This window comes from Janthinobacterium sp. FT14W (genome assembly GCF_009208755.1).
GTDB lineage: Bacteria > Pseudomonadota > Gammaproteobacteria > Burkholderiales > Burkholderiaceae_D > Janthinobacterium > Janthinobacterium violaceinigrum.
In genome coordinates this window covers 258553-279075 of record NZ_WFLL01000001.1, presented here as the reverse complement: position 1 = coordinate 279075, position 20523 = coordinate 258553, and the positions used below count along the sequence as shown (strand labels likewise).

23 protein-coding genes are annotated in these 20523 nt (G+C 63.4%); 8 read left to right on the top strand and 15 right to left on the bottom strand.

Going from position 1 to position 20523, the window contains the following annotated elements; translation table 11 throughout:
• Nucleotides 1-45: 45 nt before the first annotated feature.
• Nucleotides 46-1281 carry an SAM-dependent methyltransferase gene (locus GCN74_RS01240; protein WP_152254963.1) on the top strand — a complete coding sequence of 412 codons (1236 nt, stop codon included), beginning with the start codon at nucleotides 46-48 and terminating at the stop codon, nucleotides 1279-1281.
• Nucleotides 1282-1297: 16 nt separating this feature from the next.
• On the opposite strand, the gene msrA is transcribed toward GCN74_RS01240, so the two are convergent.
• Nucleotides 1298-1831, bottom strand: a complete 534-nt coding sequence (msrA, locus tag GCN74_RS01235; RefSeq protein WP_152254962.1) for a peptide-methionine (S)-S-oxide reductase MsrA — start codon at nucleotides 1829-1831, stop codon at nucleotides 1298-1300.
• Nucleotides 1832-2007: 176 nt separating this feature from the next.
• On the opposite strand from msrA, the gene GCN74_RS01230 reads away from it, so the two are divergent.
• Complete coding sequence (locus GCN74_RS01230; RefSeq protein ID WP_152254961.1) at nucleotides 2008-2514, top strand: flavin reductase family protein; 507 nt, start codon at nucleotides 2008-2010, stop codon at nucleotides 2512-2514.
• Nucleotides 2515-2556: 42 nt separating this feature from the next.
• Here the strand turns inward: GCN74_RS01230 and GCN74_RS01225 are convergent, their stop codons facing one another.
• The 11 genes from GCN74_RS01225 to GCN74_RS01175 all read right to left on the bottom strand — a co-directional run bounded on the left by GCN74_RS01225 (nucleotide 2557) and on the right by GCN74_RS01175 (nucleotide 13815).
• Nucleotides 2557-3243, bottom strand: a complete 687-nt coding sequence (locus GCN74_RS01225) for an OmpW/AlkL family protein (protein ID WP_193316921.1) — start codon at nucleotides 3241-3243, stop codon at nucleotides 2557-2559.
• A gap of 99 nt (nucleotides 3244-3342) precedes the next feature.
• On the bottom strand, nucleotides 3343-4731 hold the full coding sequence (locus tag GCN74_RS01220; RefSeq protein ID WP_152254960.1) for an SGNH/GDSL hydrolase family protein: 1389 nt from the start codon (nucleotides 4729-4731) through the stop codon (nucleotides 3343-3345).
• A 241-nt stretch (nucleotides 4732-4972) separates the two neighbouring features.
• Complete coding sequence (locus GCN74_RS01215) at nucleotides 4973-6007, bottom strand: L-threonylcarbamoyladenylate synthase (RefSeq protein WP_152254959.1); 1035 nt, start codon at nucleotides 6005-6007, stop codon at nucleotides 4973-4975.
• On the bottom strand, nucleotides 6004-7200 hold the full coding sequence (locus GCN74_RS01210) for a 5-(carboxyamino)imidazole ribonucleotide synthase (RefSeq protein ID WP_152254958.1): 1197 nt from the start codon (nucleotides 7198-7200) through the stop codon (nucleotides 6004-6006). The genes GCN74_RS01215 and GCN74_RS01210 overlap by 4 nt, the downstream gene beginning before the upstream one ends.
• A gap of 15 nt (nucleotides 7201-7215) precedes the next feature.
• Entirely contained in the window at nucleotides 7216-7713 is a 498-nt protein-coding gene (gene purE, locus GCN74_RS01205) for a 5-(carboxyamino)imidazole ribonucleotide mutase (RefSeq protein WP_152254957.1), read from the bottom strand.
• Between the two features lies 1 nt (nucleotide 7714).
• On the bottom strand, nucleotides 7715-8608 hold the full coding sequence (locus tag GCN74_RS01200) for a phosphoribosylaminoimidazolesuccinocarboxamide synthase (RefSeq protein WP_152254956.1): 894 nt from the start codon (nucleotides 8606-8608) through the stop codon (nucleotides 7715-7717).
• Nucleotides 8609-8725: 117 nt separating this feature from the next.
• The gene (gene fba / locus GCN74_RS01195) at nucleotides 8726-9790 is read right to left on the bottom strand and encodes a class II fructose-bisphosphate aldolase (protein WP_131373443.1); all 1065 of its coding nucleotides are present in this window, start codon (nucleotides 9788-9790) and stop codon (nucleotides 8726-8728) included.
• Nucleotides 9791-9875: 85 nt separating this feature from the next.
• Complete coding sequence (pyk, locus tag GCN74_RS01190) at nucleotides 9876-11336, bottom strand: pyruvate kinase (protein ID WP_152254955.1); 1461 nt, start codon at nucleotides 11334-11336, stop codon at nucleotides 9876-9878.
• Between the two features lie 112 nt (nucleotides 11337-11448).
• On the bottom strand, nucleotides 11449-12660 hold the full coding sequence (locus tag GCN74_RS01185) for a phosphoglycerate kinase (protein WP_152254954.1): 1212 nt from the start codon (nucleotides 12658-12660) through the stop codon (nucleotides 11449-11451).
• 77 nt (nucleotides 12661-12737) lie between these two features.
• The gene (locus GCN74_RS01180) at nucleotides 12738-13088 is read right to left on the bottom strand and encodes an AzlD domain-containing protein (protein ID WP_152254953.1); all 351 of its coding nucleotides are present in this window, start codon (nucleotides 13086-13088) and stop codon (nucleotides 12738-12740) included.
• Entirely contained in the window at nucleotides 13081-13815 is a 735-nt protein-coding gene (locus GCN74_RS01175; protein WP_152254952.1) for an AzlC family ABC transporter permease, read from the bottom strand. The genes GCN74_RS01180 and GCN74_RS01175 overlap by 8 nt, the downstream gene beginning before the upstream one ends.
• Before the next feature lie 258 nt (nucleotides 13816-14073).
• Here GCN74_RS01175 and GCN74_RS01170 point away from each other — a divergent pair, with 258 nt between their 5' ends.
• The 4 genes from GCN74_RS01170 to GCN74_RS01155 all read left to right on the top strand — a co-directional run bounded on the left by GCN74_RS01170 (nucleotide 14074) and on the right by GCN74_RS01155 (nucleotide 16382).
• Nucleotides 14074-14268 carry a zinc-finger domain-containing protein gene (locus GCN74_RS01170; RefSeq protein ID WP_034780619.1) on the top strand — a complete coding sequence of 65 codons (195 nt, stop codon included), beginning with the start codon at nucleotides 14074-14076 and terminating at the stop codon, nucleotides 14266-14268.
• Nucleotides 14269-14342: 74 nt separating this feature from the next.
• Complete coding sequence (locus GCN74_RS01165; protein ID WP_152254951.1) at nucleotides 14343-14768, top strand: YybH family protein; 426 nt, start codon at nucleotides 14343-14345, stop codon at nucleotides 14766-14768.
• Entirely contained in the window at nucleotides 14768-15793 is a 1026-nt protein-coding gene (locus GCN74_RS01160) for a YheT family hydrolase (RefSeq protein ID WP_152254950.1), read from the top strand. The genes GCN74_RS01165 and GCN74_RS01160 overlap by 1 nt, the downstream gene beginning before the upstream one ends.
• Nucleotides 15786-16382 (top strand): DUF2946 family protein, encoded by a 597-nt coding sequence (locus tag GCN74_RS01155; RefSeq protein ID WP_152254949.1) that lies wholly within the window; start codon nucleotides 15786-15788, stop codon nucleotides 16380-16382. The genes GCN74_RS01160 and GCN74_RS01155 overlap by 8 nt, the downstream gene beginning before the upstream one ends.
• Here GCN74_RS01155 and GCN74_RS01150 read toward each other — a convergent pair.
• Nucleotides 16379-17959: a M48 family metalloprotease gene (locus GCN74_RS01150; RefSeq protein WP_152254948.1), complete on the bottom strand. Its 1581-nt coding sequence runs from the start codon at nucleotides 17957-17959 to the stop codon at nucleotides 16379-16381. The genes GCN74_RS01155 and GCN74_RS01150 overlap by 4 nt on opposite strands.
• Before the next feature lie 196 nt (nucleotides 17960-18155).
• On the opposite strand from GCN74_RS01150, the gene moaC reads away from it, so the two are divergent.
• Nucleotides 18156-18662: a cyclic pyranopterin monophosphate synthase MoaC gene (moaC, locus tag GCN74_RS01145; protein WP_152254947.1), complete on the top strand. Its 507-nt coding sequence runs from the start codon at nucleotides 18156-18158 to the stop codon at nucleotides 18660-18662.
• Here the strand turns inward: moaC and GCN74_RS01140 are convergent, their stop codons facing one another.
• Complete coding sequence (locus GCN74_RS01140) at nucleotides 18663-19043, bottom strand: DUF6713 family protein (protein WP_152254946.1); 381 nt, start codon at nucleotides 19041-19043, stop codon at nucleotides 18663-18665. It lies immediately after the preceding gene.
• Nucleotides 19044-19206: 163 nt separating this feature from the next.
• On the opposite strand from GCN74_RS01140, the gene GCN74_RS01135 reads away from it, so the two are divergent.
• The gene (locus GCN74_RS01135) at nucleotides 19207-19929 is read left to right on the top strand and encodes a flagellar brake protein (protein ID WP_152254945.1); all 723 of its coding nucleotides are present in this window, start codon (nucleotides 19207-19209) and stop codon (nucleotides 19927-19929) included.
• A gap of 21 nt (nucleotides 19930-19950) precedes the next feature.
• Here GCN74_RS01135 and GCN74_RS01130 read toward each other — a convergent pair whose 3' ends face one another.
• Nucleotides 19951-20442, bottom strand: a complete 492-nt coding sequence (locus GCN74_RS01130) for a pilin (protein ID WP_319633443.1) — start codon at nucleotides 20440-20442, stop codon at nucleotides 19951-19953.
• Nucleotides 20443-20523 lie beyond the last annotated feature (81 nt).

Genomic DNA, 20523 nt, shown 5'->3' with positions numbered 1-20523 from the left:
TCTCAATTTGCGGCCGCCACAGCGGCCGCTTCGTTGGAGGCCATCTTGTTTGTACAAAACCAACTCAAGTCCTGGATCGCCGGCATCCGCAGCAAGACCGCCTTGCCGCTGCGCATAGAATTGTGGAACGGCCAGCATGTCGACCTGTCCAGCGAAGCGCCGCGCGTCACCATCCGCCTGCCGACAGCCGCCTCGGCCCGCTACCTGCTCAATCCCTCGCTGGCCAATCTGGGCTCGGCCTATGTGGAAGGCAATATCGAGGTGAAAGGCACGGCGATGGACATGATTTCCATCTGCAATGCGCTGGCGCGCAATACCTTGAAACCGGAAGGCAAGCTGGCCCGTATCGTGCGCAGCTTTACGCACGACAAGAGCAAGGATGCGGAAGCCATCCGCTACCACTACGACGTGTCGAATGCCTTTTACGAGCAGTTTCTCGATCCCGCCCTCGTGTATTCCTGCGCATATTTCGAACACGGCGATGAGACCCTGGCGCAGGCGCAGGTCAAGAAGATCGACCATATCCTGAAGAAAATCCAGCTGCAGCCGGGCCAGACCCTGCTCGACATCGGCTGCGGCTGGGGCGCACTCGTCATTCGTGCCGCACAGCAATATGGCGCCCGCTGCGTGGGCGTGACCCTGTCGGAAAACCAGTACGCGCTGGCGCGCGAGCGCGTGGAGGCGGCCGGCCTCGCCCACCTCATCGACATCCGCCTGCAGGACTACCGCGACGTGACGGGCCAGTTCGACCGCATCACCAGCGTGGGCATGTTCGAGCACGTGGGCCTCAAGCATTTGCCCGAGTATTTCAGCATCATCAACAAGCTGCTGGCGCCGGACGGCATGGCGATGAACCACGGCATCACCTCCACGGATCCGGACAATGGCGAAACGCCGTATGGCGGCGGCGAATTCATCGAAAAATATGTGTTTCCGCACGGCGAACTGGCGCACATCGGCAATGTGCTCAAGACCATGCAGCAAGGCGGGCTGGAAGTGCTCGATGTGGAAAACCTGCGGCGCCACTATGCGCGCACCTGCGCCCTGTGGACGGAGAATTTCGAAGCCCATGCCGAGCAGATCCGCCCGCTGGCGGGCGAACGGCGCTTCCGCATCTGGCATGTCTACCTGGCCGGCTGCGCCTACGCCTTCGAACAGGATTTGATCAGCCTGTACCAGATCGTCTGCGTGAAGGCGGGCCGGCGCTCCTCCACCCTGCCCTGGTCGCGCAACTACATGTATGCGCAGGACACCAGCCCGGCGCCCGTGCTCGCCAGCTGACAGGCGCGCGGGGCGCTCACTTCAGGCGCCCCGCATACATGGCGCGGAATTTCTCCACCTTGGGCGCGACGACCAGCGCGCAATAGCCCTGCAAGGGGTGCTGCTCGACATAATTCTGGTGGTATTGCTCGGCCTTGTAAAAGGCGGGCGCCGGCGCCAGTTGCGTGACGAGGGGCGCATCCCACACGCCAGCCATCTCGGCGAGCACCTTGCGCGCCACCTTTTCCTGCCCGGCCGACTGGTAATAGATGACGGAACGGTATTGCGTGCCGACATCGTTGCCCTGCCGGTTCACGGTGGTGGGATCGTGCAGCGTAAAAAAGATTTCCAGCAAGTCGTGGTAGCTGATGACGGCGGGATCGAATTCCAGACGCACCACTTCCGCGTGGCCCGTCCCGCCCGCGCACACCTGTTCATATGTGGGGTCGGGCACGCCGCCTCCCGCGTAGCCGGACTCGACGCGCGCCACGCCCCGCACTTCCCCGTACACGGCAGCCAGGCACCAGAAACAGCCGCCGCCCAGTACCGCCACTTCCGTCTGTTGATTCATGATGTCCTCCCGCAACGCCACTGCGACTTATCATTTCACCACTGTAGCGCAAAGCGCCACGGCCTGCAGCGCCGCTTGAAACGGTGCGCGGCGTACCGCACATAGGGGCATGCCAGCCACGATTGCGCTGGCGCGGCCGATTTTTGGCATAATGTCAGCAAATAGACAGGTCCCCCATGAACACACGCTCTCCCCGCGCGCCAGCGCAAGAATTCGATACGACGCATTTCCGCCAAGCACTATCGCAGTTTGCGACCGGCGTGACGGTCATTACCACGCGCCTGGCCGACGGCAGTTTCCGCGGCTTGACGGCCAGTTCCTTCAATTCCGTTTCGCTGTCGCCCCCCCTGGTGCTGTGGAGCCTCGGTTCCGTGGCCAACAGCATGCCGATTTTCAGCGGCAACTCGCATTATGTGATCAATGTGCTGGGCGCCGACCAGGCGGAACTGGCGCAGCGTTTTTCGCGCCGCACCCCGAATCCGTTCGACGACGTGGAATACGAGCTGTCGCGCACGGGCCAGCCCATCCTGAAAGGCGCATCGGCCTGGTTCGAATGCCACAACCGCAGCCGCTATCCGGAAGGCGACCACGTCATTTTCGTGGGCGAAGTGGAACAATGCGCGTTTGCCGCGCAACCGCCCTTGATTTTCCACAATGGGAAGTTCAATATACCGCCAGCCTGATCGACGGGACAAAAAAAATCCGCCGAGGCGGATTTTTTTGCATTACAGGGTAAAGTTGTACCCGATGCTGACACTCACGGCGACCGGGTCGAGCTTGATGTCCTGCGTCTGCCCCGTCGAGAACTTCGCCTTGGTTTTCAGGAACGTCTTAACCACGGCCACATCCGCAAACCAGCGCTCGTTGATGGCCAGGGTGCTGCCGACCACCAGGCTGCCTGCCAGCTTGTTGTCCAGGCGGTAGGTGACGGGCGATCCACCCGGATCCAGCAAGGCCGTCATCTGGCCCGAGCCTTTTTCCTTCTGGAAATAGGCATACGTGAGGCCCGCGCCCACGTAAGGACGGATCTTCGTCGTTGGCTGGAAGAAACGGTACTGGATGAAGGCCGTCGGCGGCAAGGCTTCCGCCGTCCCCAGCTTGCCCGTGCCTTTGATCGATCCATCACCGATCAGGTCATGCTTGTACGGCACGCCCAGGATCATTTCAGCGGAAATATTGTCCGTGATCATGTAGGCAAAGGTCAGGATGGGCTTGGTATCCGACTTGACGTCCGCTTTCGTGCCCGGCAGTGCCGGAGCGGAAATGTCGCCGCTATCGACGTGCGGCGTGATCTTGTTGAGGCCGACCTTGGCCATCCAGGTGCCTGCGCTTTGCGCCGAAGCGCCCGTCGCCATGGCCATCGCGGCAGCCGCGGCCAGCACGCGTACAGCGGTATTCAAACGATTCTTCATCTTGTCTCCTGATTCATTATGTGCGGATAGCCCCGCTATCCAGTCTTGTCGCTGCCAGCGCCAGCCACATCGCGGGGATGCAGCTGGCGCGGCCATCCCTTACAGCCAGCCCCGCACGACCATGTCCTTGGCCACATAACGGGCCAGCAACAGGTTGTTGAACGGCGTAGGGTGCACATCGTCGGCATACGCGTAGTGGCTGACGTCGCCCGCTTTCAGGTTCGTGCCATTGCACACCAGCGAGCTGCCCAGGAAGTTTTTCGCTGGCGTCAGGTCGCACGCCGTTTCCGTGACGTTGGTCAAGCCGTACGGGCCAGGGTTGACGCCCTGGTCATGGCTGACGGCAAACACGTCGACCAGCAAGACTTTCGCGTTGCCGTTCAAGCCCCCGCTCAGTTCGCCATTGAAGGCGCTGACCATGGCATTGATGAGCGCCTTGGTATTGGCATCCTTGCTCAAGCCCGATGGCGTACCGGCCACGTCAGGCAGGTTGTTGACCACCACATAGTTGGCGCCCTTGGCAATGATCTGATCCTTGACCAGCGCCACCAGCTCGGTACCCGCTTGTTTCATGGCAGCAACCAGCGACGGCCCCTGGGCCGCAGCGTAATCGGCACCGGCCTTGGCGCCGGCAGCGTTGCCCGTCACCGTCGCATCGGCTTGTGCCTTGGCGGCCAGCGGACCATACACGGCAGGCGAAGCGGCCGCTGTATTGCCGGCAATCACGGCCGCTTGCACCGCGGCACCGACGATCGTTGTCGGCGTAGCGCCCGGCGCCGCGCTGGCTGTCTGGATGGCGGCGCCGATGGCGGCCGCTGCCGTGGCAGGGTTGGTGGCGCCGGCCGCCAGGGCCATGGCCAGGTTGGTGGCGAAAGCCTGGGCGCCAGCGGCCGCGCCAGCAGCCTGGCCAGCAGAAGTCGCGCCCGTTTGCAATGCACCGAGCAGATACAGCACGTCATTCCCGCCGGCCATCACGAAGACGGCTTCCGTGCCGCTGAACTTGCCGCCGGAAACGGCCAGGTGGTTCGCAATCTGCGTCACCACGGGCACGGTCAGGGCACCCAGCGCACCACCCGCCAACTTGTTGTTCGGGCCGACGGGGTTGGTGACGCGCGAACCGCCCATGGCATAGCCGAAGCAGCCGGCATGCTTGACGCGCGGAGCCTGCAGGGAAGGAATGCTGCCTTCCAGGCCCGTTTCTGCAGCGCATGGCGCCGGCAAGCCGAATTGCGCGGCCAGATGCTCGGTCCAGTTCTTGCCCGTCAGTTCAGGATTGATCTTGGTATTGTCGCCATTGATGGTGAACTTGCCGCCACCGCTCGCCGCCACGCCGGCGACCGCGTACGAACCGACGTCGGACAGGCTGTCGCCGAACGACACCTGCGCCGTGTATTTGACTTTCAAGGTTTGATCGCCGCCGCTGGCGCCACCGCAACCTGCCAGGACAGCCGCAGCCAGCACGGCCAGCGCGAATTTTGTTTGATGCATTTTGTCTCCTCGGTCTTTTTTCTGGGTTCTATACGAACGGGCGTGCTATTCGCTACCCAACTAATATGCCATCGTTCCTCAGGCTTGTATAGAAAATATGTTTTAAAAATCAACGAAATAACAACACTGCCAGCACCCTGCCGCGACAGGGCGATCGCATGAATTATGGAGGAATTAAGATGTTCCGTGGCAAGCATCTCTATTGCGCTGCATCAAGAAAAAGCCCCTTGCGGGGCTCTTTTTATGCGGATAGAAATTGCTGCAAGATACCACTTGAGCCGAATGCGGCACGCCGCAAACGGTCATTCACGCCCAGCCACGCGGGGTCGGTGGGCGGCGCTTCGACGAGTATCAGCTCGGCGCCGACCTGGTCCATCGTGCGCAGCGAGGCGTACAGCGCGTGCGCGTAGTTTTCCGGGCTGGCGGCCAGGCGCACGCTGGCGCTGGCCGGCGGCAGATCCGAGTAGTGGATCAGGGCCACGCGGCGCCCGTCATTGAGCAGGCGGTTCAAGGTGGCGCGCACGTCGTCGCTGTGCTGCATCGCAACAGGCGTATGCGGTGCGTAATGCGATTCCAGGGTGCCCGAGGCGCGCGGCGCGGCCGCATCGGCCATCGCCGGCGCCCGTTGGATGACGGCGGCGATCTGCTCGCTGCTGATATGGCCGGGACGCAGCAGCACGGGACCGTGCGTGGCCAGGCGCGACAGGTCGACGATGGTCGACTCGATGCCCACGTCGCTCTGCCCGCCGTCGAGGACCTGGCCCAGCAGGCCGCTGTCCAGTTCCGCCGCGAACTCGTCGCGCACGTGCTGCGCCGTGGTGGGGCTGACATTGCCGAATTTGTTCGCCGACGGCGCCGCCAGGCCGCCCTTGCCGCCCTTGAAAGCGCGTAGCAATGCGATAGCCACCGGATGCGACGGGCAGCGCAGGCCCACCGTATCCTGGCCGCCGGACACGGCGTCGGGAATGTGCGCGGCGCGCTTGACGATCAGGGTCAGCGGACCGGGCCAGAAGGCGGCCACCAGCTGCTGCGCTTCGGGCGGGATATCGTCGGACCAGTGCGCCAGGTCGGCGCCGGGCGCCACGTGCACGATCACGGGGTGGTCCGATGGCCGGCCCTTGGCTTCGTAGATGCGCGCCACGGCGGCGGGGTTTTCCGCATCGGCGCCCAGGCCGTACACCGTTTCCGTCGGAAATGCGACGAGGCCGCCCGCTTCCAGCACGGCGGCGGCCGCCGCGACGGCGGCCTGGTCCAGGTCTTGTGCGGGCACGCTCACGGCGCAATTCCCAGGATCAGGCACGCGTCGCGCAGGCGCTGCTGCGCTTGCGCCAGGGTGACCGCCACCAGGGTCAGATGCCCCATCTTGCGGCCGCGGCGCGGGTCGTCCTTGCCATACAGGTGCAGGCAGGCGCCCGGCAGCGCCAGCACCTGGTCCCAGGCCGGTTCGATGGCGACGTCGCTGTCGCCGGCAAACCAGGCGTCGCCCAGGATGTTGAGCATGACGGCCGGCGAATGCTGGCGCACGTCGCCCAGCGGCAAGCGCGCCATGGCGCGTACCTGCTGCGCGAACTGGCTGGTGACGCAGGCATCCATCGTGTAGTGGCCGCTGTTGTGCGGGCGGGGCGCCATTTCATTGACCACCAGGCTGCCGTCTGCCAGCACGAAGAATTCGATGCACAGCACGCCGACATAGCCCAGTTCGGCGACCATGGCTTGCGCCGCCCGCTGCGCCCTGGCGGCGCAGTCGTCCGACACGTTCGGGCCCGGCACCGTGGTGGTAAACAGCACGCCGTCGCGGTGCACGTTTTCGGCGATCGGGTACACGACCGACTGGCCGTCCACGCCGCGCGCCGTCAGCACGGACACTTCATAGGCCAGCGGCAACATTTTTTCCAACAGGCAAGTCACCTCGCCCATTTCCGCAAACGCGGCGCGCACGTCGTCGCGCGTGCGCACGCGGTACTGGCCCTTGCCGTCATAGCCCATGCGCACGGTTTTCAGTATGCCGGGCAGCAAGTCGTCGCCGATGGCATCGATGTCTGGCTGCGCGGCGATGACCATGTGCGGCGCCGGCAGTACGCCCGATTTCGGGGCGCAGTCGACAAAGAAACGCTTTTCCGCGATGCGGTCCTGCGCCACCGATACGCCGTGCGCGTCGGGCGCCACGAACACGTGCCCAGCCAGGCGCGACAGGCTGTCGGCCGGCACGTTTTCGAATTCCGTGGTGACGGCCAGGCATTGCGCGGCCAGCGCGTCGAGGCCGGCCGCATCATCGTAGCCGGCATTCACCAGGCGCTGCGCCACCTGCCCCGCAGGGCAGGCGTCCGACGGTTCCAGGACGGCCACCTGATAGCCCATGCTCTGGGCGGCCTGGGCAAACATGCGGCCGAGCTGGCCGCCGCCCATCACGCCCAGCCATGCCGGTGGATGGGCGGCAGGCAGCAATGGGGAAGTCGATTTACTATTCATTATTTTTCAAACACATTATTCAGGCAAGACCATGGCCTTGGCGGCAGCCGTTTGCGTGGCACGGAAGACTTCCAGCTGGTCGGCCAGGGCATCGTCGTTGGCGGCAAGCAACGCCACCGCCGTCAGCGCCGCATTCGCGGCGCCCGCTTCGCCGATGGCGAAGGTGGCTACCGGCACGCCCTTGGGCATTTGCAGGATGGACAGCATGGAATCTTCGCCGCGCAGGTATTTCGACGGCACGGGCACGCCCAGCACGGGCACGATGGTCATCGCCGCCACCATGCCAGGCAGGTGGGCGGCGCCGCCGGCGCCGGCAATGATGGCGCGCAGGCCGCGCGCGCGCGCGCTTTTGGCATACGCATACATCTCGTCGGGCATGCGGTGCGCGGAAATGACTTGCGCTTCGTACGGCACGCCAAACTGTTTCAGGATGGCCACCGCATTCTGCATCACGTCCCAGTCCGAGGACGAGCCCATGATGACGCCGACCAGCGGCTTATTGTGCTCGCTCATCTCAGGCCTTCAGCTTCTCGCCCGTCAGGCGTTCGATGGCTTCAAAGTACTTGGCCTGGGTTTTTTCGATGACGTCGGCCGGCAGCGCTGGCGCCGGTGCGGTCTTGCCCCAGGTCAGCGTTTCCAGGTAGTCGCGCACGAATTGCTTGTCGAACGACGGCGGCGAGATGCCAGGCCGGTACGAATCCGCAGGCCAGAAGCGCGACGAGTCGGCCGTCAGCACTTCATCCATCAGGTGCATGACGCCATTGTCGTCCAGGCCGAATTCGAACTTGGTGTCGGCAATGATGATGCCGCGCGTGGCCGCGTATTCGGCGGCCGTCTTGTACAGGGCGATGGCCACGTCGCGCATCTTGGCAGCCAGGTCGGCACCGATGCGTTCTTCCATTTCAGCAAAGCTGATGTTTTCGTCATGCTCGCCCAGCTCGGCCTTGGCTGCCGGGGTGAAGATCGGTTCCGGCAGTTTTTCCGCCTGTTGCAGGCCCGCTGGCAACGCGATGCCGCAGATGCTGCCCGTATCCTGGTAATCTTTCCAGCCCGAACCGATGATGTAGCCGCGCACGACCGCCTCGACCATGATGGGCTTCAGACGCTTGGCCACGACGGCGCGGCCTTGCACTTGCTCCACTTCCTCGGGCGCCACCACGGATTCCGGCGCCACGCCGGTCAGGTGGTTCGGCACGATATGGCCCAGTTTCTCGAACCAGAAGTCGCTCATCTGGTTGAGTACCTTGCCCTTGCCGGGGATAGGCTCGTTCATGACGACATCGAAGGCCGACAGGCGGTCCGTGGTGACGATCAGGATCTTGTCGTCGCCAACGGCGTAGTTGTCGCGGACCTTGCCGTGGCCCAGCAATGGCAGGGAGTGGATGGAAGTCTGATAGAGGCTGTTCATAGCGGGGGAATAGTTGGATGAAACGAAACCGGCAGGCAGGGGGCGCCCGCCGGTCGAGAAAATCGGGTGCTGGCATGCGCGGTATGCGCATGCCAGCTGCCCGTTCCAGACAGAATTTTACTTCACAATTTGCGACAGCTCGCCGGCCTTGTAGCGCTCGGCCATTTTTTCCAGTGGCATGGCCTTGATTTTCGAGGCCTGGCCTTCGCAGCCGAATGCCTGCATGCGGGCGCGCACGATCTGCTCGGCAGCGGTGCGCGCTGGCTTCAGGAAGTCGCGCGGGTCGAATTTCGACGGGTTCTCGAACAGGTACTTGCGGATCGCGGCCGTCATCGCCAGGCGGATGTCGGTGTCGATGTTGATCTTGCGCACGCCGTGACGGATGCCTTCCTGGATTTCCTCGACGGGCACGCCGTAGGTTTCCTTCATGTCGCCGCCGAATTCGCGGATGATGGCCAGCAATTCCTGCGGCACCGACGACGAGCCGTGCATCACCAGGTGGGTGTTCGGGATACGCGCGTGGATTTCCTTGATGCGGTCGATGGCCAGGATGTCGCCCGTCGGCTTGCGCGTGAATTTGTAGGCGCCGTGCGAGGTGCCGATGGCGATGGCCAGGGCGTCGCACTGGGTGCGCTGCACGAAGTCGGCCGCTTGCGCCACGTCCGTCAACAGTTGTTCGCGCGTCATGGTGCCGTCGGCGCCGTGGCCGTCTTCCTTGTCGCCCTTCATGGTTTCCAGCGAACCGAGCACGCCCAGCTCCGCTTCCACCGTCACGCCGATGGCGTGCGAGAATTTCACCACTTCACGCGACACTTCCACGTTGTATTCGTAGGAAGCCACCGACTTGCCATCGGCTTCCAGCGAACCGTCCATCATCACGGAAGTAAAACCCGAGCGGATGGCGGCCATGCAGACGGCCGGCGACTGGCCGTGATCCTGGTGCATGACGACGGGAATGTGCGGGTAGGCTTCGACGGCGGCGTCGATCAGGTGGCGCAGGAACGCTTCACCGGCGTACTTGCGCGCGCCAGCGGACGCCTGCATGATCACCGGCGAGTTCAGGGCATCGGCGGCGGCCATGATGGCTTGCACTTGCTCCAGGTTATTGACGTTGAAAGCAGGAATGCCATAACCGTTTTCGGCGGCATGGTCCAGCAGTTGACGCATGGATACGAGAGACATGGTAATACTCCAGATAACAATAGAAACCGTTGCGGCGCTGCGCGGCTCGTGGCGGATGGCCGCGCCGGCGCCTGAATTCTTTACATCAGATCAGCACTGATTCAAGGTCGCCCACCTTGACAATCTTAAGGGCGTTCGTGCCCCCCACCTGGCCCATGGGCTCGCCCCAGGTGACGACGATCATGTCGCCCTTCCGGACGATGCCCTGTTCCACCAGCAAGTCTTCCGCCTGTTTCAGCACCTGCGCGCTGGGGGCGTTCTGCATCAGATGATACGCCCGAACATTGCGGTACAGCGCGGCTTTGCGCAAAGTCGTCACACTGGGCGTGAGCGCGTAGATCGGCGTGTCGATGCTGTGGCGGCTCATCCACAAAGCGGTGGAGCCGGACTCCGTCAGGGCCACGATGGCTTTCACGCGCAAATGGTGGGCCGTGAACAGGGCGCCGTAGGCGATCGACTGGTCGATGCGGGTAAACGTGACGTTGAGGAAATCGGCGTCCAGCTTGTTGTATTCGGACTGTTCCGCCTCGACGCAGATGGCGGCCATCATTTCCACCGTTTCGATCGGGTACTTGCCCGACGCCGTCTCGGCCGACGTCATGACGGCGTCGGTGCCGTCCAGCACGGCGTTGGCCACGTCCGATACTTCGGCGCGGGTGGGCACGGCGTGGACGATCATCGATTCCATCATCTGCGTGGCCGTGATCGCCAGCTTGTTCGACGCGCGCGCCATCTTGATCATGCGCTTCTGCAGGGCCGGCACGGCCGCATTGCCCACCTCAACGGCCAGGTCGCCGCGCGCCACCATGATGCCGTCTGACGCGTCGAGGATTTCCTGCAGGGCAGGAATGGCTTCCGCGCGCTCGATCTTGGCGATCATCATCGGCTTGTGGTGGTACGGTTCGCCCGCGATATTGGCCAGCTGGCGCGCCATTTCCATGTCGGTCGCGCATTTTGGGAAGGAAATCGCCAGATAGTCGGCCTGGAAACTCATGGCCGTCTTGATATCTTCCATATCCTTGGCCGTCAGCGCGGGCGCGGACAAGCCGCCGCCCTGGCGGTTGATGCCCTTGTTGTTCGACAACTCGCCGCCGATTTTCACGGTCGTGTGGATTTCGCTGCCGTGGATGCGCTCGACGATCAGCACGATGAGGCCATCGTTGAGCAGCAGCACGTCATGCTTGTGCAGGTCGCGCGGCAGGGCCTTGTAGTCGAGGCCGACTCTTTCCTGGTTGCCCAGTTCGCCGTTCTCGCCCCACTTGGCGTCGAGGATGAACTTGTCGCCCGCCTCGAGCTGGATGCGGGAATTTTCAAACTTGCCGACGCGAATCTTCGGCCCCTGCATGTCGGCCATGATGGCCACTTCGCGGCCGCACTCGAGCGCAGCCAGGCGTACCAGCGCCGCCCGGTCGATATGGTCTTGCGCCTTGCCGTGGGAAAAATTCAAACGCACCACGTCGACGCCCGCCCGTATCATCTTGACCAGGATATCGAAGTCAGTGGAGGCGGGGCCGATTGTTGCTACGATTTTTGTACCACGTGGCATAGGAATCCTTGTGCGCGAGCGAAGGTGAGCAAGGCCGGTTGAGCAGGCATCCGGCAAGGTAAAAGCGCAGCGGTCAGGCTGCGCTTGGTACTGAACTGCTGAACACGCCGTCTTAGCCGGCGCGCTGCATCAGAATTTCGACTGCTGGCAAAGTCTTGCCTTCCAAGAATTCCAGGAAAGCGCCGCCGCCCGTCGAGATATAGCTGATTTGATCGGTAATGTCGTATTTGGCAATCGCCGCCAGGGTGTCGCCACCGCCGGCAATCGAAAAAGCTTTCGATTCAGCAATGGCCAGCGCCAGGGTTTTGGTGCCGTTGCCAAACTGGTCGAATTCGAACACGCCCACGGGGCCGTTCCACACGATGGTGCCGGCGGCGGCGATCTGCTGCGCCAGCAGGGCAGCCGTTTTCGGGCCGATATCGAGGATCATGTCGTCGTCCGCCACGTCGGCCACGTCCTTGACGGTGGCGACGGCCGTGGGCGAAAACTCCTTGGCGCACACGACATCGACAGGAATCGGCACTTGCGCGCCGCGCTTGGCCATGATCTCGATGATGGCTTTTGCTTCATCGACGAGTTCCGCTTCCACCAGCGACTTGCCCACGTTCAAGCCAACGGCTTTCATGAAAGTGTTGGCGATGCCGCCGCCGACGATCAGGTTATCGACCTTGTCGGACAGGGCTTTCAAGATGGTCAGCTTGCTCGATACTTTCGAACCAGCAACGATGGCCAGCAATGGGCGGGCCGGCGCGTGCAAGGCCTTGCCCAGCGCGTCCAGTTCGGCAGCCAGCAGCGGGCCGGCGCAGGCGACGGGCGCGAACTTGGCGATGCCGTGCGTGGACGCCTCGGCGCGGTGGGCCGTGCCAAACGCGTCATTGACATAGATATCGCACAATTTGGCCATTTTTTGCGCCAGCTCATCGCTGTTTTTCTTTTCGCCCTTGTTGACGCGCACGTTTTCCAGCAAGACGACCTGGCCGGCAGCCAGGTTTTCCAGGCCGGCGCCGTCGATCCAGTTTTGTTTCAGTGCAACTTCCTGACCCAGCAGCTCGGACAGGCGTGCCGCCACGGGCGCCAGGCTGTCGGCCGGCTTGAATTCGCCTTCCGTCGGACGGCCCAGGTGCGACGTCACCATGACGGCAGCGCCAGCGTCGAGGGCGGCGCGGATGGCCGGCACCGAGGCGCGGATGCGCGTGTCTTCGGTAATCTTGCCACTGTCATCTTGCGGGACGTTCAGGTCGGCGCGGATAAACACGCGCTTGCCTTGCAGTGCATTTTGGGCGATCAAATCTTGCAGACGGATGAAGTTGAGAACAGCTGACATGGCGATCCAGATGACGAGTGGAAGGAAGTGCGCTATTTTACCGCAATGACCAGAGCAAATCGCCGATTTGTCCTGCTTTACTGAAAAACGTGCAACAGTCGCAAGCCCGTGAAAACCAGCATGCCAAACACGATGGTTTGCAGCATATTGCGCCGGATCACAAAAAAGATCGTGGCGGCAATACCCGACAAGAGTTTCAAATTAGATAATTCGAAGTGCACCTGCTGCCCCTCCATCAGCATGTCGGGCGCGATGATGGCGGCCAGCGCGCACGCCGGCGCATAGCGCAACATCTCGTTGATGCGGCGCGGGATGCTGATGTGATGGCCGATCAGCCAGAATGTGCTGCGCGTGGCGGCCGTGGCCACCGTCAGCACGGCGATGGCGATCCACACGTCGGTCCTGCCCCAGTCGATACCGTCAAACATGGCGTTTTGTCCATTTTTCTGTCAATTCTTCCACGGCCATGGCGCTGACCATGCCCACCAGCACGGCCACCAGCAAGCCCAGTTTATATGGCAAGCCATAGGCCAGCACGGCCACCGTGCCCGCCACCAGCACGCCGCACAGGGCCGCGCGGCTGAGGATCAGGGGCACGGTCACGCACAGGATCGCCAGGGTGCCGGCAAAGCCCAGCCCCCAGTCGGCCGGCACGACGGCGCCCAGCACGATGCCGATGAAGGAACCGATTTGCCAGGCCATCCAGTTGGGGTAGATCAGGCCCTTGAGGAAGGGCAGCTTGGCCGGGTCCGGCGTTTCATGGGGATAGCGCTGCAGGAACAGGCCCACCGTGATATCGCCGGACACATAACCGAGCGCAAAGCGCTGGCGCCACGGCAGATGGGAAAAATGGGGGGCCAGCAGCACGGAAAAGATGACAAAACGCAAATTGACGACGAGGGCCGTGGCAAAGATCACCCACACGGGCGCGTGCGCCGCCAGCAAAGGCAGGGAAGCGAGCTGGGCCGAACCGGCAAAGACCAACAGGGTCATCGCCCCTGCCTGCGCCACCGTCAGGCCGCTTTTCACCATGGCCACGCCCACCACCATGCCCCAGGCGGCAATGCCCAGCAGGCTGGGCGCGCCCAGTTTCAATCCCGCGCGCCAGGCGTCTTTCAGCAGGGCATCGTCACGGGCGGCCGCGATGGCGTTCATGCGGCGCTCCGGCTGGCTGAGTGTGGTAACTGCACAACAATGGTGCGTGGCGACAAGGGCGACAACGGCGATACCGGCAAGGCAAATCCAGTCAGTGTGGCGCTGCAGGCGCCAAATTTCCGCAAAAAAACGCGCCGCAGCCGAAGAGGGTCGAGCCGCCATTTTAGCCATGATTTTTGCTGTCTGCCTGAATCCGTTAAAATCGTGCTTTTGGCAGCAGCCGACTTCCTTCCATACAGCCTCACGGAGCATGACAAGATGACAAAAACCACCCAGCCAGCGGTCGAACTCGACAGTAAAGACCTGCCAGCCCACTGCCCTAACCCGGCCATGCCGCTGTGGTCGTCGCATCCGCGTGTCTTCCTGGAATTCAACAAGGACGGTATCGCCAAGTGCCCGTACTGCGGCACGGCCTACACCCTGAAGGAAGGCGCCAGCGCCGGCCATCATTAAACTGCCCAGCGGCGCGCCCCCAGCGCGCCGTTTTCATTTACACAGCTAGCTGTACCGCTCAAGCCGGAGTCGTCATGAAACGTCTGAAAGAACTCAATGGCAGCGCCGCGGAAATCGAGGCGGCCTTCTACGATGCCTTGCACCGCGCCGACCTCGAAGCGCTGATGGCGCTCTGGGCCGACGATGAAGAGATCGTCTGCATCCACCCGGGCGGCGCCCGCCTGATCGGCCATGCCGCCATCCGCGCCTCGTGGGAAGCCATCTTGGCGGGCGGCGGCCTGCATATCGTGCCGGCCCAGCTGCATGAAACGCATAATTTGATGAGTTCGGTACACACGGTGATCGAAGGCGTCACCAATGAAGATGGCGCTCCCGCCCACCTGCTGGCCACGAATGTATATGTGAAAACGCCGCGCGGCTGGCGCATCGTGCTGCACCACGCCTCCATCGCCCCCGGTGGCGCGCCGGCCGACGCCGCGGGAGCGCAGATCCTGCACTGATGGCTTTATCTCTTTCCTACACCGCCCCGCTCTGGCTGCCTGGCGGCCATGCGCAGACGATTTACCCTGCCGTGTGCCTTGCCAAGCCCGCCGTGGCCTTCCGCCGCGAACGCTGGCAGGCGCCCGATGGCGATTTCGTCGACGTCGACCTGGTCGACGGCCAGCCGGGCCAGCCCTTCGTGGTGCTGTTCCACGGCCTGGAAGGCTCGTCCAGCAGCCACTACGCGCGCGCCCTGATGGCCGAGGTGGCCGCGCGCGGCTGGTCGGGCGCCGTGCCGCATTTTCGCGGCTGCTCGGGCGAAGCCAACCTGGCGCCCCGCTTCTACCATTCGGGCGATGCGCAGGAAGTGGACTGGATCGTGCAGCGCCTGCGCCCGCGCGCGACAGGCAAGTTTTACGCGGCCGGCGTCTCGCTGGGCGGCAACGCCCTGCTGTGCTGGCTGGGCCAGTCGCAGCACCGGGCCGATTTCATCGATGCGGCCGCGGCCGTGTCGGCCCCGCTGGACCTGGCGCAAGGGGGCAAGGCCCTGTCTTCCGGCGCCAACCGGCTCTATACGCGCATGTTCCTGAACACGCTCAAGCCCAAATGCCTGGCCAAGCTGGAACAGTTTCCCGGCCTGTTCGCGCGCGACGCCATGCTGGCCGCGCGCGACCTGCACGCCTTCGACAATGTCGTCACGGCGCCCCTGCACGGCTACCGCGACGCCGACGATTACTGGCACCGCGCCAGCGCCAAGCACGTCTTGCCGGACATCACCGTGCCGACCCTGGTGCTGAATGCGCAAAATGATCCTTTCCTGCCCGGACGCTTCCTGCCCCGCAGCGCGGCGCCCAGGGTCACGCTCGAGTATCCGCGTCACGGCGGCCACGTCGGCTTTGCCGTGGGCAAGTTGCCGGGAAGCACACGCTGGCTGCCGCAGCGCCTGCTCCATTTTTTTGAAGGCGGCAACACGGCGCCACTGGCGCCGCAAAGCTGTCACGCTGGCGATGCGCGCACTCACACGGAAGACGCTACACATGGATGAACTCGTCAAACAGGCCCTGGCCAAATGGCCGAACGTGCCCCACTGCTACGGCTGGCTGGGCCTGGACGCGCGCGGCCACTGGCGCATGCGCGACCAGCATGCGCAACAGCAACAATTGCCCGGCGACAAGATCGCCCACGTGGCCCTGTTGAACTTTATCAACCGCAATTACGACCATGACGAACGGGGCTGCTGGTTTTTCCAGAATGGCCCGCAACGCGTCTACCTGAATCTGGAAGCGACGCCGTACATCGCCCGCAGCGACCCGCAGCACGGCTTCCTGCTGCAGACGGGCGCGCCGCTGGAACAGATCGCGCACGCGTATTTGTGCGACAACGGCGCGCTGATCTTGCGCCAGGGCGACGTCGTCGCGCAAGTCGACGACCGCGACATGGCGCAAGTGCTGCCGGCGCTGCGCCTGGACGGACAAGCCTTGAGCGACGACGCGCTGCTGGCCTGGCTGGAAAATGGCCAGGGAAGCTTGGTGTTATTACATAACGGCAAGGAGATTGCCGTGCAGCCCCTGAGCTACGATGCCGTGCCGCCCACCTTCGGCTTCCAGCGCGCGCCGCAAGCGGAGAAGGGCTAGCCCTTCTGGTCCTTGAGCTGTTCGCGGCGTTTTTCCTGCAATTCCCGCTCGCGCGCATCGATCACGGCCTGGTCATAGAAAGTCGCGTCCGTCGACTTGCGGGCGATCGTCAGCTGGTCCAGCGCGGCCATGGTGGCGCCCTGCAGCACGTAGGATTCGGCCAGCGCCATGTGCTGCAAGGTCATCTTGCCCTGGTCCGCATAGGCTTTTGCCAGCAAGTCATACAGTTCCGGCTCTTCCTTGTACAGCTGCACCTGGTCGCGCAAGTACACGGTCGATTGCTCCAGTTTGCCGGCAGCCATCAGCGCTTCCGCATACTGGTGGGCAATGCCGCGCGACAGGGGAAACTGCTGGCGCGCCGCATCGGCCGCCTTCAGCGCCTGCTGCGCCACTTCCTTCTTTTGCGCCGGCATCAACAACACTTCCAGCTCCATCGCCGCCAGCAGCGAATTGGGGCCCTGCGTGCCGCCTGAAGTAAACACATTCGGTCCGGCAGGCTGGTGCAGGGCGGCATTGGCCGCATCGAGTTCCTTTTGCGCCTCGGCAGGCTTGCCCTGCTTGACGGCAACGAAAGACAAGCCGTAATGGGCGGCCGTCACCTGGAAGCGGCTTTGCTGTTCCAGCTGCGTCTTGAACGCGGCCCTGGCATTCAACAGGCCTTGCACGCTTTCATCCTGCAGCACGCGGGCGCGCGCGCGGGCCAGGTGGAAACTCAGGCTGTCCGGGCGCTGCTTGTACGGCTGCTCGCGGATGCGCGCCTGGATGTCGGCGATACGTTCCGTCGTCAGCGGGTGCGTCTGCAGATAGGCGGGCATCAGGTCGCTGTACGAGCGGCTGGCCGCCTGCATGCGACCGAAGAAGGCCACCATGCCGGTAGTATCGAAACCGGCCTCGCCCATGATCTGGAAGCCGATGCGGTCCGCCTCGCGTTCCGCATCGCGGCCGAAATTGAGCTGGCGCTGGATGGCCAGGCCCTGGCCGGCGGCAAACACGCCCAGGGCCACGTCGCCGCCCGCGCGCGAAGCCAGCGCCGCCAGCAGCATGGCCGCCAGCGGCATCAGCGCATCCTGGCGCTGCTGGCCCAGCATGCGCGCGATATGGCGCTGCGCCACGTGGCCGATCTCGTGCGATAGCACGGAAGCCAGTTCCGCCTCCGTTTGCGCCGCCAGCACCAGGGCCGAGTGGACGCCGATGAAGCCGCCGGGCAAGGCAAATGCGTTCAATTGCGGGTCGCGCACGGCAAAGAAAAAGTAATCGTAATTCGTTTCGCCGCGCACGCTGGGGCGTGCCGCCACGAGAGCGTTGCCGAAGGTATTCAGGTATTCGAGCAGGGGCGCGTCGTCGAGGTAGTCGCGGTCGCCACGGATGCCCCGCATGATTTCCTCGCCGATCTTGCGCTCCATCGCCGGCGACAGGTCTTCGCGCGAGGTATCGCCCAGGTTGGGCAGGTTCGGCGCCGGCGGCACGGCCAGCGGCGTCCAGTTGCCGGCCGGCTTGGCCGCCGTGCCGGCAGCCGGCGCGGACGTATAGGTTTGTGCCGGCGCGCATGGCGCAGCCAGGCAGAGGGCCGCGAGCACGGACACGCGCCAGGGGCTGCGCAGCAATGCCGCACGGGCGTTTTCAAGTACGGTCGGAAGGGTAGTTTTTGAATTCACGGGTGCTATCATACCTTGTTCGCGGCGCCCATTCCCACGCAACAAGCATGCGCCATGCCAGCGGCATGACGCGGTGGCACGGCGCGCCGCACCCCCACTTCTCACCTATTTTGACGCCATGACAACAGCAGACAAGCAAGCCCCCGCCGGGGAACTGACCCATTTCGACGCCACGGGCCAGGCCCATATGGTCGACGTGGGCAACAAGGACGACACGCGCCGCAGCGCCGTGGCCGCCGGCACCATCCGCATGCAGCCCGCCACCCTGGCATTGATTATTTCCGGCAACGCCAAGAAAGGCGACGTGCTGGGCATCGCCCGCATCGCCGCCATCATGGGCGCCAAGCGCACCAGCGACCTGATACCCCTGTGCCACCCGCTGGCCCTCACGCGCGTCACCGTCGATTTCGAAGTGGACGCAGCGGCCAACAGCGTGCACTGCCGCGCCCAGGTCGACACCACGGGCAAGACGGGCGTGGAAATGGAAGCGCTGACGTCCGTGCAGATCGGTTTATTGACGATCTACGACATGTGCAAGGCCGTCGACCGGGGCATGGTCATGACGAACGTGCGCGTGCTGGAAAAGCATGGCGGCAAGTCGGGCGACTGGCACGCCGCGGTGTAACTAGGCTGCCTGGCGCGCCAGTTGCTCCTGGACGCGGCGCAAGTCGCACAGCAGCCATACGGCGCAGCCCAGGCACAGCACGATGATGGCCACGGACAGGGGCAAGTGGAACTGCTCCTGCCCCGCCAGCGCAAAGCCGGCATGGATCAGACAGGTTCCCACACCCAGCGCGGCGCACACTGCCGCATACAGGGTCGCCCGCGGGGTGGCCAGCAGCACGTGCCGGTAACCGGCCAGCACTAGGGCAATCGCAGCCAGGTTAAAGATCAGAAAACCCTGCACGCCGCCCGGCACATGAAACATCTCCCACTCTTTCCAGTAGGCAGCGTCGATTTGATGCAGGATCAACAACAACATGGTCCAGAAGTAGCTGCGTGACATAAAATTTACATTCGTCAATATTGGCGCAATTGTAAAGCCTGCATCCCGCAGCGGCACGTGCACAGGGCACTTTTCGATGTCAATATGAATTTCATTGATATAAATGCTTTTTCATTAAGAAATCATGCATACTGCGAGTCGACCATATCCAGATGAGCATCGCATGACCAGCAACAAGCCCGCCGCGGAAACCAAGCTCCAGGACTTCGAATTCGAGGCGATGAATCTGCAGGTGGGCGGACGCATCCAGTTCATCACGCATCGCACCATCAAACCCATCCAGCATTTCTCGACCCTGATCGGCTACGTGAAAGACGAGTACCTGATCGTCAAGATTCCCATGGAAAACGGCGCCGCCATCGTGCTCAACGAGGGCGACAAGCTGACCATCCGCGTGTTTTCCGGCGTCACCGTCTGTTCGTTTGCCTGTAGCGTGCTGCGCATTTTTGGCCGCCCGCTCAATTATGTCCACCTGAGTTTTCCCGACGCCATCCAGGGCACCAGCCTGCGCACGGCCATGCGCGTGAAAGTGGAAATCCCCGCGCAGCTCAGCTATCGCGACGTGGCGCCCGTGCCCGTGTTTATCGTCAACCTCAGCGTCTCGGGCGCGCTGATCGAAGCGCCCAGCATGCTCACGCCGGACGACGAGGGCGTGGCACTGAGCTTTACCTTGCTGGTGCAGCCGAACAAGCATCAGATGCGCGTCAACACGCGCGCGCGCATCCAGAACGTCAGCGTGGGCAAGCCGTCGAATGGCCATGCCGCCGAGGTGGCTGAAATCTACACGTATGGCGTGCAATTCATCGACCTGGAACCGACCCACTACACCCTGCTGCAAAACCTCACCTATGAAGCGCTGATCGCGGACCGGCAAAAAATCGTGTAATGCCCTGCTGGCAAGCCTCGCTTACAGGGTCGGGGTCACGTCGGGAATGTTGTTTTTGGTAATCGCTTCCTTCGCCGCCAGATTCGTCACGGTGGTGCTGTTGAACCAGCTCAGGCTGCTGCTGCCCGGCTTCATGGTCATCGTCACGCTTTGTCCGCCGATCCCCGTGCCCAGGTCGGCAGCGAGAGTCAGTACGATATTGCCCTTGTCCACAGTGGCGCTCGCCACTTCGCGCGTGGCGCTGAAGACGGGAATGGAACTTGGCACGGCCGCGGTGGGCGTGCTGCAGGCCGTCGCCTCGCCTCCGTTTTCCTGCACGCACAGGGCCACGGCCGTCTTCAGCGGCGCGGCGGCCGCCAGCACATTGCTGACCTTGGCCCGCATCGTATAGTCGCCATACTGGGGAATGGCCACGGCCGCCAGGATGCCGGCGATGGCCACCACGATCATCAGTTCTATCAGGGTAAATCCGCTTTGCGCGCGCATCGTATCCTCCCATTGTGCATTGCTCATGCCGTGCATGGTGCAAGCGCCATGCCAGCGGCACGCCCGGGCAGAGGTGGCACACATGGAAAGAAAAGCGACACTTTTGGG

Bases quoted from the DNA above. Each gene is read 5' to 3' on its own strand.
- pyk (WP_152254955.1), bottom strand. From the start codon at position 11,336: ATGCCACGTGGTACAAAAATCGTAGCAACAATCGGCCCCGCCTCCACT.
- GCN74_RS01130 (WP_319633443.1), bottom strand. From the start codon at position 20,442: ATGAGCAATGCACAATGGGAGGATACGATGCGCGCGCAAAGCGGATTT.
- GCN74_RS01230 (WP_152254961.1), top strand. From the start codon at position 2,008: ATGAACACACGCTCTCCCCGCGCGCCAGCGCAAGAATTCGATACGACG.
- GCN74_RS01200 (WP_152254956.1), bottom strand. From the start codon at position 8,608: ATGAACAGCCTCTATCAGACTTCCATCCACTCCCTGCCATTGCTGGGC.
- purE (WP_152254957.1), bottom strand. From the start codon at position 7,713: ATGAGCGAGCACAATAAGCCGCTGGTCGGCGTCATCATGGGCTCGTCC.
- GCN74_RS01170 (WP_034780619.1), top strand. From the start codon at position 14,074: ATGACAAAAACCACCCAGCCAGCGGTCGAACTCGACAGTAAAGACCTG.
- GCN74_RS01175 (WP_152254952.1), bottom strand. From the start codon at position 13,815: ATGAACGCCATCGCGGCCGCCCGTGACGATGCCCTGCTGAAAGACGCC.
- GCN74_RS01135 (WP_152254945.1), top strand. From the start codon at position 19,207: ATGACCAGCAACAAGCCCGCCGCGGAAACCAAGCTCCAGGACTTCGAA.
- GCN74_RS01155 (WP_152254949.1), top strand. From the start codon at position 15,786: ATGGATGAACTCGTCAAACAGGCCCTGGCCAAATGGCCGAACGTGCCC.
- GCN74_RS01185 (WP_152254954.1), bottom strand. From the start codon at position 12,660: ATGTCAGCTGTTCTCAACTTCATCCGTCTGCAAGATTTGATCGCCCAA.
- msrA (WP_152254962.1), bottom strand. From the start codon at position 1,831: ATGAATCAACAGACGGAAGTGGCGGTACTGGGCGGCGGCTGTTTCTGG.
- GCN74_RS01140 (WP_152254946.1), bottom strand. From the start codon at position 19,043: ATGTCACGCAGCTACTTCTGGACCATGTTGTTGTTGATCCTGCATCAA.
- GCN74_RS01225 (WP_193316921.1), bottom strand. From the start codon at position 3,243: ATGAAGAATCGTTTGAATACCGCTGTACGCGTGCTGGCCGCGGCTGCC.
- moaC (WP_152254947.1), top strand. From the start codon at position 18,156: ATGACAACAGCAGACAAGCAAGCCCCCGCCGGGGAACTGACCCATTTC.
- fba (WP_131373443.1), bottom strand. From the start codon at position 9,790: ATGTCTCTCGTATCCATGCGTCAACTGCTGGACCATGCCGCCGAAAAC.
- GCN74_RS01160 (WP_152254950.1), top strand. From the start codon at position 14,768: ATGGCTTTATCTCTTTCCTACACCGCCCCGCTCTGGCTGCCTGGCGGC.
- GCN74_RS01180 (WP_152254953.1), bottom strand. From the start codon at position 13,088: ATGTTTGACGGTATCGACTGGGGCAGGACCGACGTGTGGATCGCCATC.
- GCN74_RS01165 (WP_152254951.1), top strand. From the start codon at position 14,343: ATGAAACGTCTGAAAGAACTCAATGGCAGCGCCGCGGAAATCGAGGCG.
- GCN74_RS01210 (WP_152254958.1), bottom strand. From the start codon at position 7,200: ATGAATAGTAAATCGACTTCCCCATTGCTGCCTGCCGCCCATCCACCG.
- GCN74_RS01220 (WP_152254960.1), bottom strand. From the start codon at position 4,731: ATGCATCAAACAAAATTCGCGCTGGCCGTGCTGGCTGCGGCTGTCCTG.